The organism is Collinsella aerofaciens (assembly GCF_018785245.1).
Taxonomy (GTDB): Bacteria; Actinomycetota; Coriobacteriia; order Coriobacteriales; family Coriobacteriaceae; genus Collinsella; species Collinsella aerofaciens_AD.
The window spans coordinates 17843-44135 of record NZ_WQPL01000005.1 but is presented as its reverse complement, the minus strand read 5'-3'; the positions used below and the strand labels follow the sequence as shown (position 1 = coordinate 44135).

General features: G+C 59.9%; 22 protein-coding genes. 6 read left to right on the top strand and 16 right to left on the bottom strand.

Annotation, left to right across the window (positions count from 1 at the left end; genetic code table 11):
- Positions 1-100: 100 nt before the first annotated feature.
- Both GPK39_RS01130 and GPK39_RS01125 read right to left on the bottom strand, forming a co-directional pair.
- On the bottom strand, positions 101-1123 hold the full coding sequence (locus tag GPK39_RS01130; RefSeq protein WP_215673456.1) for a LacI family DNA-binding transcriptional regulator: 1023 nt from the start codon (positions 1121-1123) through the stop codon (positions 101-103).
- Between the two features lie 125 nt (positions 1124-1248).
- A complete protein-coding gene (locus GPK39_RS01125; RefSeq protein ID WP_215673455.1) occupies positions 1249-1941 on the bottom strand; it encodes a GntR family transcriptional regulator in 693 nt (230 codons plus the stop codon).
- A 568-nt stretch (positions 1942-2509) separates the two neighbouring features.
- Between GPK39_RS01125 and GPK39_RS01120 the strand changes: the two genes are divergently transcribed.
- Together GPK39_RS01120 and GPK39_RS01115 are read left to right on the top strand one after the other, a co-directional pair.
- A complete protein-coding gene (locus GPK39_RS01120) occupies positions 2510-3601 on the top strand; it encodes an ATP-binding protein (RefSeq protein ID WP_215673454.1) in 1092 nt (363 codons plus the stop codon).
- A 298-nt stretch (positions 3602-3899) separates the two neighbouring features.
- A complete protein-coding gene (locus GPK39_RS01115) occupies positions 3900-4100 on the top strand; it encodes an FCD domain-containing protein (protein ID WP_215673453.1) in 201 nt (66 codons plus the stop codon).
- A 99-nt stretch (positions 4101-4199) separates the two neighbouring features.
- Here GPK39_RS01115 and GPK39_RS01110 read toward each other — a convergent pair whose 3' ends face one another.
- From GPK39_RS01110 to aspS, 7 genes are all read right to left on the bottom strand, one after another.
- On the bottom strand, positions 4200-6149 hold the full coding sequence (locus tag GPK39_RS01110) for an NAD(P)/FAD-dependent oxidoreductase (protein WP_215673452.1): 1950 nt from the start codon (positions 6147-6149) through the stop codon (positions 4200-4202).
- 102 nt (positions 6150-6251) lie between these two features.
- Positions 6252-6452, bottom strand: coding sequence for a hypothetical protein (locus GPK39_RS01105; RefSeq protein WP_117634210.1), 201 nt, complete (start codon positions 6450-6452; stop codon positions 6252-6254).
- 180 nt (positions 6453-6632) lie between these two features.
- Positions 6633-8960: a ferrous iron transporter B gene (gene feoB / locus GPK39_RS01100; protein ID WP_215673451.1), complete on the bottom strand. Its 2328-nt coding sequence runs from the start codon at positions 8958-8960 to the stop codon at positions 6633-6635.
- A 123-nt stretch (positions 8961-9083) separates the two neighbouring features.
- The gene (locus GPK39_RS01095) at positions 9084-9305 is read right to left on the bottom strand and encodes a FeoA family protein (protein WP_006234774.1); all 222 of its coding nucleotides are present in this window, start codon (positions 9303-9305) and stop codon (positions 9084-9086) included.
- 39 nt (positions 9306-9344) lie between these two features.
- On the bottom strand, positions 9345-9587 hold the full coding sequence (locus GPK39_RS01090; protein ID WP_022094360.1) for a FeoA family protein: 243 nt from the start codon (positions 9585-9587) through the stop codon (positions 9345-9347).
- 233 nt (positions 9588-9820) lie between these two features.
- Positions 9821-10069 carry an HPr family phosphocarrier protein gene (locus GPK39_RS01085; RefSeq protein WP_040358817.1) on the bottom strand — a complete coding sequence of 83 codons (249 nt, stop codon included), beginning with the start codon at positions 10067-10069 and terminating at the stop codon, positions 9821-9823.
- A gap of 305 nt (positions 10070-10374) precedes the next feature.
- A complete protein-coding gene (aspS, locus tag GPK39_RS01080) occupies positions 10375-12162 on the bottom strand; it encodes an aspartate--tRNA ligase (protein ID WP_215673450.1) in 1788 nt (595 codons plus the stop codon).
- Between the two features lie 256 nt (positions 12163-12418).
- On the opposite strand from aspS, the gene serB reads away from it, so the two are divergent.
- From serB to GPK39_RS01060, 4 genes are all read left to right on the top strand, one after another.
- The gene (gene serB, locus GPK39_RS01075) at positions 12419-13054 is read left to right on the top strand and encodes a phosphoserine phosphatase SerB (RefSeq protein WP_215673449.1); all 636 of its coding nucleotides are present in this window, start codon (positions 12419-12421) and stop codon (positions 13052-13054) included.
- A 116-nt stretch (positions 13055-13170) separates the two neighbouring features.
- Positions 13171-13953 carry a nickel pincer cofactor biosynthesis protein LarB gene (larB, locus tag GPK39_RS01070; RefSeq protein ID WP_215673448.1) on the top strand — a complete coding sequence of 261 codons (783 nt, stop codon included), beginning with the start codon at positions 13171-13173 and terminating at the stop codon, positions 13951-13953.
- A 10-nt stretch (positions 13954-13963) separates the two neighbouring features.
- Positions 13964-14875, top strand: a complete 912-nt coding sequence (gene larC, locus GPK39_RS01065; protein WP_215673447.1) for a nickel pincer cofactor biosynthesis protein LarC — start codon at positions 13964-13966, stop codon at positions 14873-14875.
- Between the two features lie 2 nt (positions 14876-14877).
- Entirely contained in the window at positions 14878-15417 is a 540-nt protein-coding gene (locus GPK39_RS01060; protein WP_215673446.1) for a TetR/AcrR family transcriptional regulator, read from the top strand.
- 267 nt (positions 15418-15684) lie between these two features.
- Here the strand turns inward: GPK39_RS01060 and larD are convergent, their stop codons facing one another.
- The 7 genes from larD to GPK39_RS01025 all read right to left on the bottom strand — a co-directional run bounded on the left by larD (position 15685) and on the right by GPK39_RS01025 (position 26057).
- Positions 15685-16416 (bottom strand): D/L-lactic acid transporter LarD, encoded by a 732-nt coding sequence (gene larD, locus GPK39_RS01055; protein WP_215673445.1) that lies wholly within the window; start codon positions 16414-16416, stop codon positions 15685-15687.
- A gap of 49 nt (positions 16417-16465) precedes the next feature.
- Complete coding sequence (gene larA, locus GPK39_RS01050) at positions 16466-17743, bottom strand: nickel-dependent lactate racemase (RefSeq protein WP_215673444.1); 1278 nt, start codon at positions 17741-17743, stop codon at positions 16466-16468.
- A gap of 880 nt (positions 17744-18623) precedes the next feature.
- Positions 18624-21437, bottom strand: coding sequence for a phosphoenolpyruvate carboxylase (locus GPK39_RS01045; RefSeq protein ID WP_423237412.1), 2814 nt, complete (start codon positions 21435-21437; stop codon positions 18624-18626).
- A 258-nt stretch (positions 21438-21695) separates the two neighbouring features.
- A complete protein-coding gene (hisS, locus tag GPK39_RS01040; protein ID WP_055285961.1) occupies positions 21696-23009 on the bottom strand; it encodes a histidine--tRNA ligase in 1314 nt (437 codons plus the stop codon).
- 354 nt (positions 23010-23363) lie between these two features.
- A complete protein-coding gene (locus GPK39_RS01035; RefSeq protein WP_215673442.1) occupies positions 23364-23621 on the bottom strand; it encodes a hypothetical protein in 258 nt (85 codons plus the stop codon).
- A gap of 40 nt (positions 23622-23661) precedes the next feature.
- Positions 23662-24957 (bottom strand): M20 family metallopeptidase, encoded by a 1296-nt coding sequence (locus GPK39_RS01030; protein WP_215673441.1) that lies wholly within the window; start codon positions 24955-24957, stop codon positions 23662-23664.
- Positions 24958-25073: 116 nt separating this feature from the next.
- Entirely contained in the window at positions 25074-26057 is a 984-nt protein-coding gene (locus GPK39_RS01025; protein ID WP_215673440.1) for a DMT family transporter, read from the bottom strand.
- Between the last annotated feature and the right edge of the window lie 236 nt (positions 26058-26293).

Below are 26293 nucleotides of genomic sequence, written 5' to 3'. Positions count from 1 at the left end.
GTCTATATCGCAGATACTATCGCAGAAAAATGTTTCCGCAGGGTTAAAGCGTATCAAGCGCTCAAAAAACGTGCGCGAGCAGGCGGTTGCGAACGAGCGGCTAGCGCGAGGTTGAGGCGCGGTGTTCGATGTGGCCGGGGACCTCGATACGCTTGGGGGCGAGCTTTGCGGCCTCGCCCACCGTGGTGGTGACGACGTCGATGCGCTCGGACAGGCGCTCGACCACGCGCTCGGCAATGGTAAGGGTGTCTTGCGCGGCCGTGGTCACGCCGCCAAAGAGCACGTGATTCCAGGGATAGTCGTCAAACGTTGCGATCTTGAGACCCGCCGGCAGCGAGGGACCAAGCTGCGCCAGCGCCTCGGTCAGACGCAGGAAAACCAGGCCGTTGACGGCAATGAGGCCGAGCTTTTTGCCTGCATAGCCGCGGATGGTCTCGTCCAAGCGACCGACGCCCGTGGCGCCACCGTCGGCCAGGGTGACGACCTCGCCCGCAAGGCCGCGGCGCGAAAGCTCGTCGGCAAAGGCCTCGGCGCGCTCTCGACGCACGGGGCTATCGTCGCTTGCCTCGGTGAGCAGGCACAGACGCTCGCTGCCCGCAGCTGCCAAGGCGTCTACCAAGCCGGCGACCAGCTCACGGTTGTTAGATGTCACCAGGTCAACACCGCCGTCGGCAACGTCGCGGTCGAGCAGCACGACGGGCAGACGTCCCGCTGCCGCGGCGATCGCCTCGTCATTGCCTCCGCAGGTGTTGACGACCAGACCGTCCACGCCGGCATCGATAAGTCTGGTGAGCGACTCGGCCTCCTTGGCGGGATCGTTGCCGCTAATGGCCGTCATGAGCGAGCAGCCGCGCGCCGCGGCGCTGGCGGAAAGGCCCTCGAGCATGGCGCTCGAGAACGGGTTGGCGATGTCGGCCAGGATCACGCCGATGAGGTTGGTGCGCGAGCTGCGTAGATTGCGCGCGGCGGCACGTGGGCGATAGCCGGTGCGCTCGATAACCGCCGCGATGCGAGCACGGGTTTCCTCGGTCATTTGCCCGGGGCGGTTGTTGAGATAGCGCGAGACCGTGGCCGGGCTCACGCCCGCCTCGGCGGCAATGTCCTTGATTCTCATCTGCGCCATAACGCACCCCGTTTCCCAATTGTCGGCGGTCTGAGCCATTTTAGGCATTTTTTTAAAAATCTCGGTTGCAAAACGCTGTAGGTGAGCAGCGTCGTTTTTGCGTCTCGAGCAGATGCGATGATGGGCTAAATAGACGAGTCTTTAGACAGCTCAAAATAGTCGGGATGCAGGGCGATAACCGGGCCCTGCTCCTCGGGCATCAGGTGCAAGTGCGTCTCTGCCAGATAGCTCGCCGTATCGGTGTCGCCTTCCTTAATGGCCTCCAAAATCCGACGGTGCTGACGACGAATCGGCTCCCAATCCAAATCCTGCGACACCATACGCAACCAGTTGTATCGCTCAAAATGCGTGTTGATGCTCTTCATCCAATCCCACAACATGTGACGGCCAGCAATCTCAAAACACGTCTCATGGAACAGGTTGTCCAGGTCAAAGAAACGACGCGTTTCGCTATGGTCGAGCGACTCGGACTCGGTAAGAATCTGCTCAAGCCGCTGCTTTTGCTCGGGCGAGGAAGCCGAACAGCATTTAATAAGCACGCTTCTCTCGAGCTTCTCACGCAAGAAACAGGCGTTCTCGGCGCGCTCCATGCTGATTTTTGAGACATAGGTGCCGCTTTTGGGACGCGTTTCCACCAGTTCCTGCTCACGCAAGCGCACAAAAGACTCGCGAATGGGCGTGCGCCCGATTCCCGTCTCCTTTTCCAGACCAATCGCCGAAAGGCGTGTGCCGGGCCTAAGCTCGGCATAGATGATCTTGGAGCGCAATGCGTTGTATGCCTGATCTTGCAGGCTCTGATAATGCTGGTGTTGTTCCATAAAGCCCTCGGATGAAGCCCACGGTTTGTCGAATATCACCACGTAATACTATCGCATCCCCCGCCCCCTCATAAGTTGCGGTGGAATAGTTCCTGCTCAAAGCCTTCAGCAGCAAAAACAGGAACTATTCCACCGCAACTTCCAACAGTCTTTTTGGGACGGGGCTTTTTTGGCTACCCTGAGCCGCAAGTCGGCCCCTTGCCACAAAAGGGGCCCATCTACTACGTTAACGCGGAGAGCCCAGACCATGCTGAAAAGTGCAAAAACAAAACCGCTGGTAGAGAGCTTATCGATTTTCAAAATAGCCGGCTATGGTTGACCTCTGCGGCTTAAACGTAGTAGATAGGCCCTATTCGCGGCACAGCACTACTGCACCCCAAATTGGCACCCCGAGCCCTCGTGAGTTGCCAACAAGCTGTTCGTCCAGCGCTTTATCCGCGCGGCATTTGGAAAATAGCACCACCGCAAAACCCGCGAGTAGCGCTTACTTTGCTATATCTCACTATACTTTGCTATATCTTGCTATACTTTGCTATATCTTGCTATATCTTAAGCAAAGGTGGCTCACATGCAAACAAACCCTTTTAAGCCCACAGCAGGTAAAACACCTCCCACGATTATCGGCCGCGAAGATGTACTCGAAGAATTCAGTGAAGGCCTCGCCAACGGGCCTGGTGCCCCGGGGCGCCTAATGCGCATAGCTGGCGTCCGTGGAACGGGCAAGACGGTCCTCCTTGACGAGTGCTCACGTTTGGCGCAAAGCCGTGGCTGGACGGTCATAAAAGAGGTCGCAACCGAGGGACTTTGCCAGCGCATTCTCGAACAGCTGCAGCCCAAATTCCAGGCCAAACACGCCAGATTTGAGCCCACCGTAGCTGGCATATCCATCGGCAGCATAGATATTGAGCGAATCGGCCCATCGCTACGCGACGCCATGAGACAGACAATATCCAAGAATGGAAATGGCCTGCTCATCACTCTCGACGAGGTTCAAGACGCAGAGCTCGATGAGGTCCGAACGCTCTCCATTGCGATTCAGCAGGTTATCGGCGAAGACCTTGATATCGCCTTTGTTTTTGCTGGGCTGCCTTCGATGATTGAAAGCATCATCAACGGAAAGACACTTACGTTTTTGCGCCGTGCCCTCCCCTTTGATCTGAAGGCTGTGGCAGTAACCGAAGTGTCGTACTCCCTCGAGGAAACCATTGAAGCGTCTGGCATGGAGTTGCAGCCAGGTATTGCCGGCCAACTTGCCGAGGCAACGCAAGGCTATCCTTTCATGATCCAACTCGTTGGATACTACGCATGGCAGTTGGCAAGACGCGCACATACAGCGATTATTGGAGAAGAAGAAGCCGAGCGTGGCATTGCAACGGCACGCGAACGCTTCTGCGCCATGGTGATTGAGCCCGCGCTGCAGCGCATTCCGCCCACGTGCATCGCTTATCTGCTGAGCATGGCGTCTTTGGGGCAGACGAGCTCGACCAGCATGGTTGCCGATGCCCTAAACAAAACGCCTCAACAGGTGAGCTCCGTCCGCAGCCGCCTGTTAAGAGAATCGATTATCGAGGCTCCTTCGTACGGCAAGGTCTCATTTGCCATCCCCTACATGCGCGACTACCTCTACGAACACAAAGCCGAACTGGAAGTTGAACTGTAGAAACGGTAACTGCCCTGCAAGACGAAAACCGTTTTCATACGGATTTAAAGCAGACGTAAACGGTTTTCGTCTGTTTTACGTTCGGGAATAAGACGCAAATTGCACTTTCGTATGGTTTTACGCCAAACGCAACACGCTTTCGTCCGGCTATGCGTCCCCAATCCAGACGAAAAGGGCCCCGAGCTCGTGTGAGCTCGGGGCCCTTTGTGCCGCACATCTATGAGATGGAATCGATGCGCACGGGCGCTACTCCATGTAGCCACCCTGGGATGGCGGAAACCTCGTCGTTCCCCGCCTGATGGGCGTGCTCAAGGCATCCGTCCCCCTCTTTATCGACGTGACCGGCAAAAAGCTCGTCGAGGAAACTATCCGCACGCACCGCGATGTGGCCGACGCCATCGCCTCGCGCAATCCCACCGCCGCGCATGACGCGATGTATCTGCACCTGGTGTATAACCGCAACATGATTGCGGAGGGAGCAGAAGCAAAAGGCATTTAGGGCCCGACAATAATCTTTCTTTGGCAAAACGCAAGCGGCGGCCGCCCAACACACAGGGCAGCCGCCGCTTTTTGCAATCGATTGGCGCAAAGGGGTTGATTAGAGCTCGCAGGCGACCTTGTAGCCATCGCCGATGGCGTCGCGGATGTTGCCGCACTTGTTGGCATCGCCCAGCACGTGGGTGGCAACACCGGCGGCGGCAAGGTCGTCGGCCAGCTTGGTATTGGGACGATAGCCCATGGCAAGCACCAGCGTATCGGCACCGGTGATGGTGTGGACCTCGCCGTCCTTCTCGTAACTGATGGTGTCCTCGGTAATCTCGGTCACCTTGGCCTCGGTCAGCACGTGGACGCCCTTGGAGAGCATGCGCGTGATGAGCACCGCGCGACCGGCACCGCCCTCGTTGGCGGCGAGCGTCTTGGTCATCTCGATGACGGTGACATCGCGATTGGCCGGCGAGAGGTCATTGACCAACGGGGCCAGGTAATCGGCCGTCTCGCAGCCAACGGTGCCGCCGCCCACGATGACGATCTTCTTGCCCGGGAAAGCCTTGCCGCCCAGCAGGTCGTCGGCCGTCATAACCTGCTTAAAGCCCTGCATGAAGGCCGGAGCGATGGGCTCGGCGCCATAAGCCAGGACGACCTCGTAGCCCGCGTAGTCACGCTGAATGTCCTCGGCCGAAAGCTCGGTACCAAAGACGCACTTTACGCCCGCATCGGCCAGGCGACGGTACTGATACTTGATCACGCGGGTGAGCTCCTGCTTTGCCGGCGGAACGGCTGCGATGCGCATCTCGCCGCCCGGCTCGTCCTGCTTATCCACGAGCACCACGTTGTGGCCGCGCTTGGCGGCAATGAACGCCGCCTCCATGCCCGCGGGACCGGCGCCCACAACCAGTACGTTCTTGGCCTCGGCGGCAGGCTCGTAGCCGGCCTCGTCGCGCTCCACGTCCGGGTTGACGGTGCAGGAGATGCGCTTGCCAAACATAATGCCGTTCAGGCAGCGCAGGCAGCCAATGCAGGGGCGGATGTCGTCGGCGTTGCCGGCAGCGGCCTTGTTGCAGAACTCGGCATCGCACAGATTGGCGCGGCCCATCATGCAGATGTCGGCGGCGCCGTCCTCGATCAGCTCCTCGGCGATCCAGGCCTCGTTAATGCGGCCGACCGTGGCGACAGGAATGTTGACGTGCTTTTTGATCTCGCGCGAGCAGGCGGCGTGCGAGGCCTGCTGCGTGCCGGCGGCGGGAATCGCAGAGCCGCGCTTGATGGTGGTGCCGCCCGACACATGAATCATGTCGACGCCGGCCTTCTCCAGGCGACGCGAGACGTAGATCATGTCGTTGAGGGTCAGGCCGCCATCGGTGTACTCATCGCCCGAGATGCGAACGTCGATGATAAAGTCCTTGCCGCAGCGCTCGCGAATCTCGGCGATGACCTCGAGCAGAAAGCGCATACGAGCGTCGAGCGAGCCGCCGTACTCATCGGTACGCTTGTTATAGAGCGGGGTCAAAAAGCCGCCGAGCATGCCGTGGGCGTGCGCTGCGTGGACCTCGACGCCATCGACGCCAGCCTTCTGCATACGCACGGCAGCGTCGCCAAACTGATGCGTGAGCTCGTGAATCTCATCGACCGTGATAGGACGCGGTGCCTCGCGGGCATAGGACGGTCCCACGAAGGACGGAGCGATCAGGCGCGGCGTGCCCGGAATGTTAAAGGCCATGTAGGCCGGGTGGAAGAGCTGCGGCATGATCTTGCAGCCATACTCGTGGACGGCTGCGGCGAGCTTTTCCCAGCCGGGGATGAACGTGTCGTCGTAGCAGCACATGTCACCCGGCAGATAGGTATAGGTAGGCTCGACCGTCACGACCTCGGTGATGATCAGGCCAACGCCGCCCTTGGCACGGGCACGGTAATGATCGACCAAGTCGTCGGTCACATAGCCATGATCGGCCAGGTTCGTGGACACCGGCGGCATAAAGACGCGGTTCTTGACCTCGGTCGTACCGACCTTGATCGGGCTAAAGAGCATCGGATAGGCGGAGGACTCCATACAGGCTTCCTTTCGTTTGAGCCGCTCGGCGGCAGTTGCTAACGTACCTATCGTATCAGCAACTGCCGTATCCGTAGTCAAACATGCCCAAACGCCGGTCGACTAATGAATACCGCGGCCCAAGTCTTCGGCGATTTTGTCTACGCCCTTAAGCGCGGCGCACGTCTTTTTGTTGGAACAATGCCCCGTGCAAACGCCACCCTGAGCGCAGTCGGCGCAGGTACCCTTGCGGTAGATGCGCACGCATACCGCGACAAACGCAATACCGATAACAGCCAGTACAACAATATCGATAGGTGCCATAGCAAGCCTCCTCTAGTTAACCGCCACTTACTTTACCCCATTCTCCACCTACCAAAAAGGGACAGGTTTATTTTGGTCGGTTTTATCTGCGGAAACGCCACATCTCCCCCCCCCCACCAAAAAGCCCGAGTGTCGCTGGGACACCCGGGCTCATGGAAAGGGGTTAATCCTAATTTAGACTTAAGCGGAAACTGCGGCGGAAGCAGTGTTGGTCTCGTCCTCGTCGGTCCATGCATGCTTGGGCATGGGACGGAAAATCTGGAAGAGCATCGCAACCAGCAGCACAATGGCCACAACCGTCCAGATACCAAACTGCCCAAGGACAAGCAGGTTGTAGAACTGGTTGATGAACAGGCCGATCACCCAAGCGAAGGCGCACTCGTAGCCGATGGCAATCGCGGTCCACTTGCCAGAGTCCATCTGGTTGCGGATGGTGCCAATGGCGGCAAAGCACGGAGCGCACAGCAGGTTGAAGGCGCCGAAGGCAACGCAAGCGCCCATGGTGGGGAACATGCCGGCAAACGCGGTCCACAGGCTCGGGTCGGTCTCGCCCGCGTCGGCGACGGACAGCAGCGAGCCGGCGGTGGCGACGACGTTCTCCTTGGCGACGAGGCCAGAGACGGTCAGTGCAGTTGCCTGCCAGGTGCTAAAGCCGAGCGGGGCGAAGATCCAAGCGACCAGGTTGCCCAGCATGGCGAGCACGGAGTAGTCCATGAACTCCTCGGGGATGCCGTCCATCGCAGGCAGGAAGCCAAAGGAACCGTTGTAGCTACCAAAGTTGGACAGGAACCAAACCACGACAGTGGACGCGAAGATGACCGTGCCGGCCTTCTTGATAAAGGCCCAGCAGCGCTCCCACACGTGCAGCGCCCAAGAGCGGATCGCCGGGAAGTGGTAGGCGGGAAGCTCCATAACGAACGGCGTCGGGCGACCGGCGAAGAGCTTGGTCTTCTTGAGCATAAGGCCCGAGGCGATGACGGCAAAGACGCCCAGGAAGTAGAAGAGCGGGCTGATCCACGCCGCGGTGGTAGAAGAATCGCCGATGATGGAACCCATGAGCAGGGCGATGATCGGCAGCTTAGCGCCACAGGGGATGAACGTGGTAGTCATGACCGTCATGCGGCGGTCCTTCTCGTTCTCGATGGTCTTGGTAGCCATGACGCCGGGGACGCCGCAGCCCGAAGACACGAGCATGGGGATGAACGACTTACCGGACAGGCCAAAGCGGCGGAACACGCGGTCCATGATAAAGGCGACGCGGGCCATGTAGCCGCAATCCTCCAGGAAGGACAGCATCACAAAAAGCAGGAACATCTGCGGCACAAAGCCGAAGATGGCGCCCAGGCCGCCGACGATACCGTCACAGACGAGCGAATCGACCAGGCCACCGTCCTCGGTGCCACCCGCCACAAGCGCGTCGTGGACCATGGTGGTAATACCCGGAACATACGGGCCATACTGCGCCGGGTCGACCGAGTCAGCGTCGTCACCCGCGGCCTCGACAGCCTCATCGTAGGCGTCGCGGCCCTGGCCGAGCACATACCAACCGTCGGTACCAAAGAGCTGGTCGTTGGTGAAGTCGGTCACCGTGCCGCCCAAGGTAGAAACGGCGATGTAGTACACGCAGAACATGATGACGACAAAGATCGGCAAGCCCAGGATACGGTTGGTAACCACACGGTCGATCTTCTCGGAGGTGCTCATCTTGGCCGGGGCCTTGGTGAGGCACTCATCGATGATGTGCGCGATGACGCCATAGCGCTCACCGGTGATGATGGACTCGGCATCGTCGTCGCAGTCCTGCTCGCACTGGGCGACCAGCTCCTCCACGCGAGCGGCCTTCTCCTTGGTGAGGTTGATGAGCTTGCAGGCGTCTGCATCACGCTCGAACAGCTTGACGGCGTAATAGCGACGCTTGTTAGCGGGAACGCTCGCCGGCAGGTTGTTCTCGATGTGGTCCAGAACGTCCTCGATGGAGGAGTCGAACTTGTGCTCCGGCACCTCGCCCTTGGAAGCAGCGGACTTCTTGACCTGCTCGAACAGCTCCTTGATGCCCTTGTTCTTAAGGGCCGAGATCATCATGACCGGGCAGCCGAGCTTCTTGGAGAGCTTGTCCGTGTCGATCTTGTCGCCGTTCTTCTCGACCAAGTCGGCCATGTTGAGGGCAACGACCACGGGCAGGCCGGTCTCGATAACCTGAAGCGCCAGGTACAGGTTGCGCTCGAGGTTGGTGGCGTCGACCACCTGGACGACTACATCGGGCTCGCCGCTCATGAGATAATCGCGCGAGCATTGCTCCTCGGGGCTGTAGGGGGAAAGCGAGTAGATGCCGGGGAGGTCCGTGATGGTAACGTTCTTGTCGCTTAGGAGCTTGGCCTCCTTTTTCTCAACCGTGACGCCGGGCCAGTTGCCAACGTAGCCGTTGGCGCCGGTGATCAGGTTGAAAAGCGTGGTCTTGCCGCAGTTGGGGTTACCCGCCAGCGCGACATGGATCTGAGAATCCGCCATTCAATCCTTCTTCCTTGTGTGCCTGCGCTGCTTTCTCCGCGCAGGCTGGATAATGTGCTTCAAAGATGCTGCATTAAGTTAGAAAAACCTAACTTTATCTGCAGAAATATACGTCGCAAGCCCTTACTGGACCTCGACGACGGCCGCCTCCTCCTTGCGGATGGAAAGCTCGTAGCCGCGCACGTTGATCTCGACCGGATCACCGAGCGGCGCGACCTTCACGACCTTGAACGAAGTGCCCTTGATGAGCCCCAAGTCCATAAGGTGGCGGCGAAGCGCACCCTCACCGTGAAGCTTGACGATGGTAGAGCTCTCGCCCACCTTAACGTCACCCAACGTCTTCATCCTCTTATCCCCCTTTCGGTTTTTATGAAATGCTGCTGACTAACCGACGGTCATGATGTGCATGGCAACCTTGGAATCGATGCCAAAGCGTGCGCCCAGCACCGTGACGATGATATTGGCACCACTCGAGCTCACCACGTGGATTTCGTTGCCCTCGACAAAGCCGAGGTCCTTGAGGTGGTGTTTCATGTCCTCATTGCCCTTTACACGAGACACGCGCACGGTTTCGCCCGCCTTCACCATCGAAAGCGGCATGGCCGGCATCTGCGGTCCGCAAGACATGAGTGAGCTCCTAACGTCGGTTCGTCCTCAACATCGACGCGATAAAAGTTAACCACGTCTATGTTCGCTTTAGTAAACTAGCACGTGGTTAACTTTTTGGAAAGGGTCCCCATTCAGATTTCGAAAAAGTTTCCTATACGAAACAAAGGCACCGCAAAGACCGTCTCTTTGCAGTGCCTATTGATACCAATTTATGCAACAGAGGGGACTGCCCCTTTGTCACATTGTTGAGGTTAAAGCGAGAGGTTTCTGATCGACGTGACGCAGGAGGCCTCATCCACGCCCGAAACGCGGAACACGACGTCTTCGCCACATTCGCCGCAGAGTGCCATGAGCCCTATAACGTCGCGGCCATCGGTGTAGCGGTCACCAATCGAAACCGACACGTCACTACGGTGCTTGGCAATAATGTCATAGAGCAGCGCAACCGGGCGGGCATGTAATCCCAACGGATCTTTAATCGTCTTCGTAAACTCGACCATGTCCCCTCCCGCGGCATCGCACATTCGGCCGGCAAACCCAGCCACGTGGTAGTTATTGTAGCGTTAGATGCTTGTTGAAGCCCGCCAGAAGCTCGACCGGAAAGCGCGTCCCGTTATTTGGCTGGATTCTGGGTCGCAGTTTCCAAAAGGACCCTGTTTGGGAAACTGCGACCCGTTTTGGACGCAAATTCCGGGTCGTAGTTTCCGCGACGTCCGGTCACCCCATGCCCTCACAACCTCGACGCATAAAAAACGAGGGAAGGCACGCGTCCTTCCCTCGTTGCAGGCAATATGTAGCCGCTCGCCTACATCAGGCGCAGGCTGACGTCCTTGAGCTGGGCGCCGCTAACGGCACTCGGAGCGCCCGACATGAGGTCGGAGCCGCTGGCCGTCTTGGGGAACGCCATTACGTCGCGGATGGAGTCGGAACCGGTGAGCAGCATGCACACGCGGTCCAGGCCCAAAGCGAAACCGCCCATCGGGGGCGCACCAAACTTGAGGGCCTCCATGAGGAAGCCAAACTGCGACTCGGCACGCTCCTCGGTAAAGCCCTGGAGCTTGAGCATGGACATCTGCATCTCGGCGTTGTGGATACGCATACCGCCGCCGCCGGCCTCAAAGCCGTCCATGACAAAGTCGTAGGTGCAAGAACCGGCTGCCAACGGGTCGGCCTCGATCTTGGCGATGTCGGTCTCGGTCGGCAGAGTGAACGGCTGGTGCTCGGCAGCGTAAGCCTTGCGGTCCTCGTCCCAGTGGAACAGCGGGAAGTTGACGACCCACAGGAAGTCGTGGCCCTCGCGCTTGATCTCGAGTGCATTGGCCATGTGAGAACGCATGCCGCCCAGGATCTCGTCAGAGAGCAGGCGCGGGCCGGCGGCGAACATCACAAGGTCGCCGGGCTCGACATCCATGCGCTCGCGCAGAGCCGCCATCTCCTCGTCCGAGAAGAACTTGACGATGGGGCTGTTGATGGAGCCGTCCTCGCGGAAAGCGATCCAGGCCAGACCCTTGGCGCCAAACGTGGAGGCCACGCCGGCGAGCTTATCGATCTTGGCACGTGCCCAGGCACCGGCGCCCTTGGCGTTGATGGCCTTGACGACAGAGCCCTCCTCGTTTGCGGCAGTCGCAAAGACCTTGAACTTGGAGTTGGCGAAGATGTCGGTCAGGTCGACCAGGTGCATGCCATAGCGGGTATCGGGCTTGTCGGAGCCATAGGTGTCCATGGCCTCCCAGTAGTCCATGCGACGCAGCGGCGTGGGCATCTCGACACCCATGCGGCCGAAGGCATCGGCCAGGACCTCTTCGAGCGCGCTCATGACATCGTTCTGGTCCACGAAGGACATCTCGATATCGACCTGGGTGAACTCGGGCTGACGGTCGGCACGCAGGTCCTCGTCGCGGAAGCACTTGGCAACCTGGTAGTAGCGCTCAACGCCACCAACCATGAGCAGCTGCTTCAGAAGCTGCGGGGACTGCGGCAGGGCGTAGAAGTTGCCCGGCTGGATGCGGCTGGGAACGATGAAGTCGCGGGCGCCCTCGGGCGTGGACTTAAACAGGGAGGGCGTCTCGACCTCCATGAACTCACGGTTGTGCAGCGCCTCGCGAATGGCAAAGGTGAAGTCGGAGCGCAGCTTGAGGTTGGCCATCATCTCGGGACGGCGGAGATCCAGATAGCGGTAGCGCAGGCGGGTGTCCTCGCTGGTCTCGATGCCGTCCTCGATCTGGAACGGCGGGGTGACGGACGTGTTGAGAACCTCGGCGTGGTCGGTCAGGACCTCGATCTCGCCGGTCGCGAGCTTGGTGTTGGTGGTCTCCTCGCCACGGGCGCGCACGACGCCGTGAATCTTGATGGGCCACTCGGGACGCATGGTCTCGGCGATCTTAAAGGCATCGCCGTCGGAGTGCTCGGGGTCGAAGGTGAGCTGCGTGATGCCCTCGCGGTCGCGAAGGTCGCAGAAAATAAGGCCGCCGTGGTCGCGGCGACGGCTCACCCAACCGGTGAGGGTGACCTCTTCACCCACGTTCTCGAAGCGAAGCTCGCCGCAGGTACGGGTGTGCATGGAATGCTCATCGATGGGACGGGTCTGGCTCATACCAGTGATCCTCCTTTATGGATCTGTGCCGCCCCGTGTCGTTCCGGGCAGCGTCGTACAGATTTGCCCAGCCTGCGTAAACCGCGCAGCCGGACATGGCGTTCTATCTTATCGCACCCGCGTCGATGTACCGCGGAAAAGTAGCTCTTGCCCAAAGACTTGACGGAGACGAAACAATTGACGCACCGTGACCGTCGCCCAGGCGTGCGGCGTGCGACAATGTGCCCCAATACAACTGCACTCAGAAAGGCCCCTCATGACCGCACGCCTCATCGTTATGGATATCGACTCCACGCTCATCAACCAGGAGGTTATCGACCTGTTGGGCGAGGAGGCCGGCGTGGGCGAGCAGGTAGCGCAGATCACCGAGCGCGCCATGCGCGGCGAACTGGACTTTAAGCAGGCGCTCGAGGAGCGCGTGGGGCTGCTTGCCGGCTTGGACGAGAGCGTGTTCGAGCGCACCTTTGAGCGCGTGACGTTTACCTCCGGCGCGCTGGAGCTTGTGCGCTCGGCGCACAGCAAGGGCTGGAAGGTCGGCGTGGTAAGCGGCGGCTTTCACGAGGTCGCCGATAAGATCGTGGCCGCCGCGGGCATCGACTTTTGCCTCGCTAACCGCCTGGAGGTCGTGGACGGCAAACTCACCGGTAAGCTGGCGGCAGACATCGTGACCAAGGAGTCCAAGCTCATCCAGCTGCTGGATTGGGCAGTTGAGTGCGGTGTCGATATGGCCCATACCGTCGCGATCGGCGACGGCGCCAACGACATCCCCATGATTCAGGCCGCGGGCACGGGCATCGCGTTTTGCGCCAAGCCCAAGACGCGCGAAGCCGCCCCGTTTGCCATCGACGAGCGCAACCTGATGCTCGCCATGGACATCATCCTGCGTGACTAGTCAGTTTGCTTCACAACTTCATCTAATCTGACATATCAGATTTCCGAACAATTATGCTCTAATGTTCGGAAACAACCCTTCGCGTGCTAAACTTTTCTGCGTCGAAGGGAACTTATATGGACAAACGAGATCTTGAGCAATTGCTAAGTGACGTGGCAGACGGAAGCATTACGCCGGCCGATGCCCTCACGCGCATCCAGACGGCGCCGACCGCCGACCTGGGCTTTGCACAGCTCGATCTTTCGCGCGGAGTGCGCCAGGGAGCCGGCGAGGTTGTCTACGGTGCCGGTAAAACCGCCGAGCAAATTGCCGCCATTATCGAAGCGCTGCGCGATGCCGGCCAGGAGCGCATCCTGGTCACGCGCCTGGATGCCGAAAAGGCAGCCCGCACCTCGGAGTTCCTCGGCAACGGCATCGACCTGGGATATGTCCCGGACGCGCAGCTCGCCCTCGTGGGCGGCAAGCCCTCCCCTACCGGCAACGGACGCATCGTCGTCGCCTGCGCCGGCACGAGCGACCTGCCCGTCGCCGAGGAAGCCGCGTTGACGGCCGAGTTCTATGGCAACGAGGTCGACCGCCTCTACGACGTAGGCGTCGCCGGCCTGCACCGCCTACTCGCGCATGCCGAGGAACTTGCCCAGGCACAGGTGGTCATCGCCATCGCCGGCATGGAGGGCGCGTTGGCGAGCGTTATCGGCGGTCTGGTGAGCTGTCCGGTCATCGCCGTTCCCACCAGCGTGGGCTACGGCGCAAGTTTTGGTGGCGTAGCCGCACTGCTCGCCATGCTCAATTCCTGTGCCAGCGGCGTATCGGTCGTCAATATCGACAACGGCTTTGGCGCCGCTTACCAGGCAAGTCTTATCAATCATCTGAGCGCCGGCACACCCCGCGCCCGCTAAGGAGCATTCCATGTCCAATCATCAGCACACGCTTATCATCGACGGCACCTCGGGCATCAGCGGCGATATGACCGTCGCGGCCCTGCTCGACCTAGGCGCCAGCGAGGAGCACCTGCGCGAACAGCTCGCCACACTGCCGGTCGACGGCTTTACGATCGCCGTCACGCGCGTAAACAAGCATGGCATCGACGCCTGCGATTTCGACGTTCAGCTGGCAGAAGAGCTCGAGAACCACGACCACGACATGGCATGGCTCTACGGCAACGAAGCAGCTGCCGAGCACACGCACGAGCACGAGCACCACCATCATGACCATGACGAGCATGAGCACTGCCATGAGCATGATCATGAGACCCACGGCCATGGCCACGAGGGTCACCATCACGTCCACCACCATCACCACCGTTCTTTGGCGGACGTCACCGCTATCATCGACGGCTCGCAGCTAAGCGATGGCGCCAAGCGTCGTGCGCTCGCCATCTTTACCGCGCTCGCCGCCGCCGAGGCAAAGGCCCACGGCAAAACGCCCGAGACCGTCATGTTCCACGAGGTAGGCGCCGTCGATTCCATCGTCGACGTCTGCTCTGTCGCCATCTGCCTCGATGACCTAGGTATTGAGGACATCGTGGTCGAGTCGCTCTCCGAAGGCCACGGAACCATTCGCTGCGCCCACGGCCTTATGCCCATTCCCGTCCCCGCTGTCGTCAACCTGTGCCAGGCGGGCAATATCGCCCTCACGCCCGCACCGGTCGCTGGCGAGCTCGTGACGCCCACGGGCGCCGCCATCGTCACCGCGCTGCGCACGTCCGAGCACCTGCCGGCACGCTACCACATCGAGGCCGTCGGCTACGGCGCCGGCAAGCGCCCCTACGAGGGTTGCTCCGGCACGCTCCGTTGTCTACTCGTTGACGTGGATGCATAGCCATGGATGCCCGCAAAGAAAAAAGCCGCGCTGCCATCGTTGCAGCGTTCTCCGAGCTGCTACGCGAAGAGGATTACGGCAAGATTACCGTCGGCGATATCATCGCTCGTGCCCATGTTGGTCGGGCCACGTTCTACGGCCTCTTCAAGAGCAAAGACGACCTACTGTCCGAGCTCGTGAACGACATCTGCACCCACGCCCTCGACGACGATGGTACGCCGCTCGACGACCCACTCGTGCAAGTCGAGCATATCCTCAACAACCTCTGGGAACGCCGTCAGGGCGTTCGAGCCCTCGTAGCCGGAGCCGGCTCGCGCGTCTTCGCCGACTGCTTACGCAAAACCATAATGTCCCGAGCAGCCGAAACCGTCCCTACCGACCCAAACGGCCCCGCCGGCACCATGGACCGCAGCTTCTTACTACACCACATAGCCTCAAGCTTCGTAGGAATGGTCCAATGGTGGGCCTGGCACAACTTCCAAGCAGATAAGGCCGAAGTAGCCAAAGACTACCTCTCAGCCATTAAGCCTCTCTTCGGCTAAGTAACCATCCCTTCCCAAGGTGCCAACAGCAGTCCAACGCCCCTACCAGCAACAAGCCCCTCCCATCCAAATTCAGATATATATGTTGGTTGCTTGTTCGAACGCAACAAAGACCCCGCAGCCGTCCGCATGGGGTAACTTCCCAGCGCACTCCGCAGGACGAAAGAACCCCCGCCGCACGAAGTGCGCAGCGGGGGTTCTTTCATGTCCGAGGACGCGCTGGGAAGTTACCCCATGCGGACGGCGGACAACCTATGTAGCCTCAGACTAGAACATGCCCAAGAAACCGTGCACGAACAGCGCAGCCAGAGCGGCACCGACAAACGGAGCGATGCCAGGAACGAGCAGGCCGTACTTCCAGTTGTTGTCGGCCTTGTTCTTGATCGGCAGCACCTGATAGGCCATACGAGGACCAAGGTCACGAGCCTGGTTCATGGCGAAGCCGGTGATGCCGCCCATGCCCATGCCAACGGCCCAAACGATCAGGCCGACGCAGATAGCGAGCATCAGAACGTTCTCACCAGCGCGGCTAGCGGCAGCAAGGATGGCGCTGATGAACACAAAGGTGCAGATAGCCTCGCAGAAGAAGTTACGGGCATAGTTCGTGCCCTCGGTAGTAGGGTTGGTCGAGAAGATGTTGCGCTGGGCAATAGGATCGACGACGCCCTCGGAAGCCTTGAACTCATCGGCATACATAAGCCAAGCGATTACGGCGCCCACAAAGCCGCCGAGCATATCGGCAATCATGAAGGGAATGCAGCTGCCCCACGGCACCAGACCGACGATGCACTGGGCAAGCACCATGGCGGGGTTCATGCACACGGCGCCGCCAAAGACAAACAGGCAGACCGAGATGCCAAAAGACCAAGTGGTGATGGCAAACATGTGGCCGGAGCCCTGATACTTGGTGCCCTTGAGCACGGTATCGCAGTGCACGCCCACGCCAAAGATGATCATGAGGGCCGTTGCGCCGAATTCGCAGAGGAGTTTGGTAAGCATAAAACCTTATCTTTCTTGTCGGTTATAAACGATTCGTTTAGGCCGCGTACTAGTGCTGAGCGACGACAACGCCAAGGCCATCGGGAATGACGGCCACCTTGGCATCGGCACCCTTCATCTCAAAGGCGAGCTTGAGCGCCTCATCGAGGGTGTTGACCGGCGTCATGTGCATATCCTTGATCATCTGGTGATCGCACAGGTCGGTAACCATGATCACAGGGTGATGCGCCAGGATGCGGGCGAAAATCTGGCTCGTCCACTGGTCGGGCAGGGTCTCGTCCTTGGGACGATCGATGCAGGCACGCTCAAACTCTGCCGGATCGTTGTCGGCGATGTTGTGATAGAAGCCCTCGCCACCGTGACCGTCAGCGCAACCGGCAACGTCGATGATCACACCGCCCTCGGGAAGCGTGGCCTCGGCAGAGCACATGCCCTTCACGGCCTGGTAGATGTTCTGATCGAGCGGGTAACCGCCGTTGGTGGTGATGGCAATCTCGCACTCGACGGGCTCAACGCCGGCAAGGCTCTTCACGAACTCGCAGCCAGCCTCGTGCGCCTTATGGATATCGCCGGCAAAAGAACCGATGACCTCGTGCTTGCCGTTGAGCACCACGTTAAGCACAAAGGCAAGGTGAGCCATCTCGGCGGCGGCAAACATGTCCTCGCTCACGTGGTTGTGGCACAGGTTGCCGGCACGCGAGTGGGAATCATTCACAAACTGACCGTTGTGGTTGTACATGATGGTCTTGTAGCTGGCGACGCCAGGCAGGACGGACTTGCGGCTACCAGAGAAACCGGCAAAGAAATGCGGCTCAATGAAGCCCTCGGCAAGCAGCAGATCGCAATCGGCGGCAATCTTGTTGATGATGCACTCGCCACCAGAAGGCAGGGTGCCGATCTTTTTCATCATGCTGTCGTCAGTCGCGACATGCATAACGATTTCCTCGTTGGCAACAATCTCCTCGCCATACTTGTTGACGAGTTCCTCGTGCGTCGACGGACGGTGCATACCCGTAGCAACCAAAATACGCACTCGAGCCTCGGGCGCAGCGGAATGGATGTGATGCAGCAGAATAGGCATCGTCACACGCGAGGGAACGGGGCGCGTATGATCGGAGCTAATAATGACGATATCCTTCTTGCCAGCACAAAGCTCCTCGAGCGACGGCGAGCCATAAGGGTTGGCAAGCGACTCCTCTACCAGCTCTTCCTGCGATTTCGTGGTCTTAAACTCGTTTTGATGACCTTCCATCACACCCGCGAAGTTCTTATCCTCGAGCTCCAGATGCAACGTCTTGTGGTCAAACGGCAGTTCACATTCAAACAATGACGAGCGCCCTCTTCCTTTTCAACTGACACACTAGATAAACCGTTGGAAGGATACGCCGCTCACCGAAAAACACCACCGTCCACCGACTCATTAACACAACGTTCATATTTGACCCACAACAAAACAACCGCGTTCCCAAACGGGACCGCGGCCGCAAGTCAAAGACACTATAGACAGGATGACTTACGCAGCGCCGAGGCAAACATCTGCCCCGAGACGTACGCACGTAAGCCATTTTGCATAAATGCGTTAATTAATTGCATAAAACGGTGCAAGGATTTCTAGCCGTAACAGGGTAGTACCCTCCGGAGCGTGCATTTTTGCGAGTATTCAGCATCGCGAGATAAGATTTCAGTGTCGAAAGTCTTTCAAAAGGTAGATAGTTCTCATGACTCGCCTCATCTAGATAGCATGCGGCGAGAAACCAGCCATATATGAACATCGCCAAAGCTCAATCGTCGTGCAAAAGCATCAACAGGAACCGCAAACGTCACCTATGGTCCTATACATCAATTTTTGGCTGCTGAAAACTCCGTTTTTTGCACGTCGCCCCAAGCACCACCCTCAGCCAACGGCCAATCCGCCGAAAACTGGACATCGTAGGGGCCGCCGTATGTTTTCTTTCCGGCACACTCCGCAGGACGCAAGAAGCCCTCGCCGTACTCCACGATATGCGCGAAGCGCGCCTTATTCCCTTCAGCTTTAATCCCAAAAGACCGAGGACGAAGGGACCCGATGGGTTACCCTCTGAATGCATTCCGCAGCACGAAGCCCCCTTATCCGCAGCTCCGAAGGAGCAGGATAAGGGGGCTTCAAGTGCGAGGACGCATTCAGAGGGAAACCCGTCGGGTCCCGGTGAGAGCCACAGGGCTATCGATTACCCCGTGTTCTGCAGTCCTGCCGAGACGCCGGTCACAGTCGAAAGAATCAGGCTCATGTACTCGGCCTTCTTCTCCTCGGCCATCTCGTCCTGGTTCATACGCACCTCACGAAGGGCGCGAACCTGGGCGATGGACAGGGCGTCAACGTAGGGGTTACGCACGCGGACGGCGCAGCCGAGCACGCGGCGGCGCTGCAGCGGCCACTCGTCACCGACGATGGCAAGGACCCACTTACGGGTGAGCTGCATCTCGGTAAAGACCTTCTCGGACAGATCCTGGCGATCGCCCAGGTGCAGATACATCTTGGCGATGCGCTGGTCGGTCTTGGCGATCGACATCTCGATGTTGTCGATAAAGGTGCGGAAGAACGGCCACTCCTGGTAGGCAGCCTTGAGCTGGTCAAGATCGCCCAGCTGCTCGCAGGCGGTGCCCAGGCCGTACCAAGCGGCCAGGTTAATGCGCGCCTGACTCCAGCTGAAGATCCACGGAATGGTACGCAGGTCGTCGAGCGACTTGGCGCCCAGGCCGCGCTTGGCGGGACGCGAGCCGATCGGCAGCAGACCGACCTCGGTCAGCGGCGTCACGGTCGAGAACCACGGTGTAAAGTCCTCGGTGTTCAGCAGGTCCAGATAGCGCTCGTGACTTGCGGTGTTGAGCTTCTCGGCCATATCCCAGAACTTCTGCGTGGTCTCGGTGTTGGTCTTCTCGACACTCGGGGCCGACTGCAAAAGCGTTGCGGCGGCAACGGACTCAACATGACGCTGAGCCAGCGTGCGGTTGCCGTAACGGGCAAAGATGACCTCGCCCTGCTCGGTGAGCTTAAAGAAGCAGTTGACCGAACCCTTGGGCTGCGCCAGCACGGCCTTGTTGGCCGGACCGCCGCCACGGCCCACGGCACCGCCGCGACCGTGCATGAGCACCAGGTCGATATCGTTCTTCTCGGCCCACTTGGCAATGCGCTCCTGCGCGGAGTGCAGCGCGAGCATGGCCGTGGTAGGACCGGCATCCTTGGAGGAGTCGGAATAGCCCAGCATGACCTCCATGCGGCGGTTGGTCTGGGCAAGGCGCTTTTGCACCACAGGCAGCGTAAGCATCTGGTCGAGCACGTCGACGCAGCCCTCGAGGTCCTCGAGCTGCTCGAACAGCGGGATCACGTCGAGCTCGGGGACATCCTCCTCATGTGCAAAGGACAGGTGGGCAAGCTCAAAGACGTCGGCCACATGCTGGGCGCTCTTGGTGAACGAGATGATGTAGCGGTGCGCCATCTTCTTGCCGTAGCGCTTTTGGATGGAGCCGATAGCGCGGAAGGTATCGATGACCTCGCGCGTCATGGGCTGCAGGTCGCCGTGGATACCGTTCTCGTGGATATCCTTGAGGGCGCGGGCGTGCACCACGGAGTGCTGACGGAACTCCATCTCGACCATATGGAAGCCGAAGGACTCGACCTGCCAGATAATGGTCTGGACCGGGCCGTAGGCAGCACGGACGGCACCGCAGGCGGCCAGGGAGCGCTGAACGACACGCAGGTCATCCAGGAACTCGTCGGCGCTGTGGTACATGGTGTCGGTGATACGACGGACGGTGGCGTTCAGGCGCTCGGCCATGACGAGCATGACGGCGCGATGCGGCTCGTGCTCGGAGATCAGCTCGGCGCGGGCCGTGTAACGAGGGCTCATCTCGACCTGATGGTTCCACAGGTTAATGAGCTCGGCCGACGGCTTGCTGTAGGTAGCCTCGAGCGTGAGGTTGCGGCCGATGTGGCGGCACTTGTCCTCGAGCTTGAGCACCATGTGCGTAAAGTACTTGGCGGCGACCTCACGGCTCACCTTGGCGGTGACGTTGGGGTTACCGTCGCGGTCGGAACCGATCCAGCTGCCGGGATGGAAGAACGCCGGGCACAGCGGCGGCACAGTACCGGCCTTGTCGCCCAGCACCCAGTCGTCAAAACGACGGTAGATGACGGGGATAACGTCGAACAGCGTGTTATCGAAGATGTCGATGATGGTATCGGCTTCCTCGACCGGCGTGGGCTTCTTGAGCGCGATGGGACTCGTACGCACCAGGGCGTCGATCTCCTGCAGCATATGGCGCTCGTTCTCCACCAGGTCGGAGCCGCCCAGACGCGGACGCTCCTCCAGCAGGTTGGAGATACGGCGGATCTTGCCCTCGACGGCCTTACGACGGGCCTCGGTGGGATGTGCGGTAAAGACAGGGTGGAACTCAAGCTTGCCGAGCAGCTCGTTGGCACCCTCGACACCCATCTCGTTTACCAACTGGTGATAGGCGACGGTGAGTTCGTTAGCGGGATCGACCTCGGTATCGGTCGATGCGCCGGCCTCGCGCTCGCGCAGCTGCTCCACACGGTAGTTCTCCTCCGACAGGTTTGCCAGATGGAAAAAGCTCGTAAAGGCGCGGACAATGACCTGCTGCTTATCGAGCGGCAGGCTGTCGATCAAATCGACGACCTCACGAAATGCCACGGCAGTGGGCTCGTCGGCGGTGGGCACGCCCTGCTCGTCGACGGCTTCGTCGGCAGCGCAGGTACCGGGGTTGCCGGCATTGACCACAATCTCGGCTGTCAAAATCTTGTCGAACAGGTCCGCGATCTCGGGATCATACTCGCTAAGCACACGGCGCTCCAGGCGCAAGAACAGCGCCAGATTGTCGCGCAGCTCCTCGGGGATCTCGATCTCGGCGAGACGCTCCCTGGACTCGGCATTCGAGCCGATTCGGTTAACGAGGCGGTTGACCACGGCAGCGACGCGCGCCGCGGCTTCGGGTACAGACTGGTTGCTTAGGTTCTCAGCCACGTTTCCTCCCATTCCTCCTTCTATGCACGTAACATGCGGTATTCATTATAGGCGCTTGAGAAATACTTTCGACACTGATTGCGCTTTACCACACAAAAGTATTTTCTGCATTGCAAAGGTTTTTGCCCTAAATGGTCGTATTTCTCGGTGGGCGGCATACGTAAACGGGGGCATTCCGCATAAAAGCGAAACACCCCCGTAACAATCGCCCGCAATGAGCTGAACTTTTTAGTGAGTCCACAGCTCAAAAATCATGCGCTACAGGCGCTCGCGAACCGCCTCGACGACGTTGGCCAGATCGACGAGAACCTCGTCATGGCTCTGCATGTCGCGCACCTTGACCTTGCCGGCGGCAAGCTCGTCGCCGCCCAGGACCAGGATGAGCTTGGCGCCTACCTTATCGGCCTGCTTAAACTGGGCCTTGAGCGAACGGCCCTGATAGTCGGCCTCGGTCACAATCCCTGCGGCGCGAAGCTGCTGCGTAATGGTAAAGACGTTCTGACGCAGCTCCTTGCCGGCATTGGCGACGTAGACGCACGGGACCTCCTCGGCACCCAGGTCGCTGCCAAAGGCCTGCAGGGCCAGCAGGGCGCGCTCAAAACCGACGGCGAAGCCGACGCCTGCCGTGGGCTTGCCGCCCTCGAGCTCGACGAGGCCATCGTAGCGGCCGCCGCCGCCGATGGAGCCGACGCCGGCGCCAGGGGCCTCGACCTCAAAGACAGTGCGGGTGTAGTAGTCCAGGCCGCGCACCAAGGTGGGATCCTCGACATACTCGATACCGGCGGCGTCCAGATAGCGCTTGACTTGCTCGTAGTGCTCGCGGCACTCATCGCACAGGTTGTCACCCATCAGCGGAGCCTCGGCCATGATCTCGCGGCAGTGGTCGTTCTTGCAGTCAAAGGCACGCAGCGGGTTGAGCTCGGCGCGCTCGCGGCACTCATCGCACATCTCGTCTGCGTGATCGAGGATAAACTGCTTGACTTGCTCGCGGTAAGCCGGACGGCACTGAGCGTCGCCCATCGAGTTAATGAGCAGACGAAGCTTGGAAAGATCGAAGCCCAGGCGCTTGTAAAACTCCATGAGCATGATGATGCACTCGGCGTCTGCCGCCGGATCGGGAGCGCCGAGCCACTCGATGCCCACCTGGTGGAACTGGCGCAGGCGGCCCTTCTGGGGACGCTCGCCGCGGAACATGGCCTCGGCGTAGTACGCCTTAAACGGCGTGGAGCCCTGGGGCACCAGATTGTTCTCGACGACAGCGCGCACCACGCCGGCCGTGCCCTCGGGGCGAAGCGCCAGGCGCTGCTTGGGCTTGAGTTTGGTGTCGGTGCCCTCGGTAAAGACGCGCTCCAGGTTGGCACCGCTGAACACGCGGAACATTTCCTTGCGCACGACGTCGGTCGACTGGCCGATACCGTGGACAAACACGTCCACCTGCTCGATCGCGGGCGTCTCGATGGGTTTAAAACCAAACGGCTCGAACACGCCGGCCGCAATCTGCTGCATCTTTTGCCAGGCGCGCATCTCGGCGCCGATAAGGTCGCGGGTTCCCTCCGCCTTCTGTGCCTGCATGGGCAAACACCTTTCTTTTGTATCGCGTCATAGGTAACGGTCATTATACGGCACAAACACAAACCGCGGCGGTGCGTCAGGCCGAACGAGGGTATGGGGACTCGTTCGGCCTGACGCACCGCCGCTGTTTGCGATCCGCTTTCCTCCGTCCCCTTCGGATCACGTGATCTGTTGGGGACGGAGGAAAACGGATCATTTCGTAGGCCCGTGGCCGCCTTGGAAACCGAATGATGGCACGAGCATCCATTCGGCTTCCAAGGCGGCCACGGACAGAACGGGGCGAACAGAAAAGCACGTAGACCTGCCATAGCTCACCGACAAAGCTCATGCCGGCAAGAACGGCAGAGGTGGCGATTACAGTGAGGGGAACCCAAAAACGCGGCCGCTTACTTTATCGGCAACATGGCCAATGACAAGTGAGCCGATTACGCTCACCACGGTGGAGATGGCATTGGAGATGTTGTACTGCGTAAGCGTAATCCCGAGGTCGCTGACGATGAGCGGCTGAAACAGGCTCATGCAGTTAACGAAAATCGTGTAACACGTGGCCATGATCACAAAGCCGGAGGCCACCACGAGCCAGCCGGGGAAGAACTTACGTTGCTGGGACATACTGTTCCTTTTTTAAACAAACGAGTAGCAAGATTGGGTGCTACCGGTGGTCGGCGATGTAGCCCAAAGCGACGGCGGCATAAGCCGCGGCGCCAAGGGGAAGCTCGGCATCGCTAAAACGTGCCTTGGGATGATGCTGAGCAAAATGCTCGTCCGTATCAGTCACGGCAGCGCCCACGGTAAAGTACGCACTCGGAATCTCGCTCGAAATCAACGCGAAGTCCTCGCTCGCCATGGCGTGGAACAGCGGCAGGAAGGCGGCCTTGGGCAGCACCGCGCCCACGTAGCCAAGCGACGCCTGGGTCATGTCGTCATCGAGTACGAGCGGGGGAACATCCGAGAGCGTCTCGATAGTCGCCGGCGTGCGATAGGTCGTGGCAACACCTTTGACGACCTCGGCGATGCGGGTCTTGAGGTGCTCCATGAGCTCAACATCGAAGCCGCGCAGCGTTCCCTCGAGCACGCAGGTGTCGGGGATGACGTTGGCCGCCAAGCCGCCAGCAAACTTACCAACGGTAAGTGCGACTTCCTTGGCCGCCGGCACCTCGCGGGAGATGAGCTCCTGAAGTGCCAGATGCACATGGACGCCGGCCGTGATGGGGTCGATGCAGATTTCGGGGCTCGAGCCATGGCCGCCCTTGCCCTGCAGCGTGATGCGGAAACCGTACACGCCCGAGAGCGCCGGGCTGCCATAGAGCACCAGGCCAAGCGGCGACTGGCTATTGACATGCATGGCAAAGGCGACCTGGGGACGCGGGTCCTGCAGCAGACCGTCGGCGATGGCGGCGCGGGCGCCCTCAAAGGTTTCCTCGCCCGGCTGGAACAGCAACTTAACCGTGGCGTTAGCGTCGACAAGCTCGGACTCGCGGGCCTTGAGCAGGCGCGCCGCACCAAGCAGTGCCGTCGCGTGCATATCGTGTCCGCATGCATGCATGCAGCCGTTGGTGGATGCAAAGGACTCGCCGGATTCCTCGGCAACGGACAGGGCGTCCATGTCGCCACGGAGCATGATGACCGTACCGGCCTGCTCATTCGTGCAGACGCCATTACCCTGGGCCGCGGCGGCACCGGCGCCGACAAGGCCCACAACGCAGGAACCATCGACGAGCGTGGCAAATGGGATGTCCATCTCGGTCAGGCGCGCTTGGATATACGCAGAGGTCTGTGGGAGGCTATTACCCAGCTCGGGCATCTGGTGTAGATCGTGTCGCCACGCAGCGAGCTCGTCTGCAAAAGCCTGAGCTTCTGCAACAAGACCGTCACCGATAGCGGTCTGCGCCGCTGCGGTGGCCTTGGGCGCTGATTGCGGTTGAAGATCGGACAAAGCTGGTGCCATAGATGCCCTCCAGTATCGTTTTTGCAGCAAGCACTTTGATAGCATAAAGTGCAAGGTACTACTTTAAGGGCGAGGCATAAAAAATGCCGCCCCGGGAGGGCGGCGCAACAAGTTGTTTACAATTGCGGGCGCGGCTTTCGACGCAAAAAATCGAAGTGAGTCTCGCTCAAGATAATCGACAGGAAGATGAGCGCGAAGCCGGCGAGCAGGCGCGAGGTGAGCGCCTCCCCCATCAGCAGCACCGAGAACAGCACGCCCGAAGGCGACTCCATCGAAAGGAGCAGCGAGCCCGTCGAGGCCGGGACATGCGCCAGGCCGACGTTTTGGATGAGCAGAGCCGCGCATGTGCAGCCCACCGAGAGAAACGCCATCGCACTGATAAAGCTCGGCGTCCACACGGACAGAGGCGCTTGGGTCTCGAATAGCAGCGACGTTGCCAGGCTCAGCACGCCGTTGCCCACAAACATCCAAAACGTGATGACGTTGATGTCCATTTTGCGACCGTACTTGGCAGTCACCGCCATCTGGATGGCGAAAAAGGCCGCACCCGCCAGCGTAATGACGTCACCAATGTTGAATTCAACGCTATCGAGTGCGACGAGGCCAATGCCCGCTAGGCACAGCAGCGCGGCACCCAAGTTGTAGCGCGTGAGCTTTTCGCCGCTCAGGAAATAGCTCGCGAACGGCACAAGGATGCAATACGTGCCCGTCAAAAAAGCATTCTTGCCCGCCGTAGTATGTGCCAGACCGACCGTCTGCAACGCATAGGCCGCCCACATGAGCACGCCCATACTCAGGCCAATGATCAGGTTGCGAGCGTTGAGGTGCGCGATGATGCGCTTGTGGAAGACGGCAAACATGACCAACGCTGCGGGCAGAAAGCGTACATAGAGCAGCGCGAACACCGGAATGGTGCCGAGTGCGTCCTTCATAGTGGTAAAGGAGTAGCCCCAGATGACCGCCACCGAAAGGAGCAGAACCTTCCAGAACAGCGGCGAGCGAGCGCCGGCACCACGGGAGGTGCCGCCCGCACCCAGGTCCTCGCGAGCAACGGGGCTATCGGGCATCATTTCGATATTGTCAGTGACATGCTGGGGCATAGGGCATCCTCACACTCAATCAGGGCGTGGTGTCCGCACGCGTATGGCTGCGTGCCGCCTCATGGTCAAATAAAATCAGGGCGCACCGGACCCCCGGCACGCCCCGCTACTGTAGCAACAACCGGCGTTGCATCGCAATCCAGCCCACTAAAGCGTTTTGTTCCGCCGTTCTACCGAACGGCGGACCGACCGACGCTGCGCGAGCCGCATTCACGCCAATCTGACGTTCAATTTCA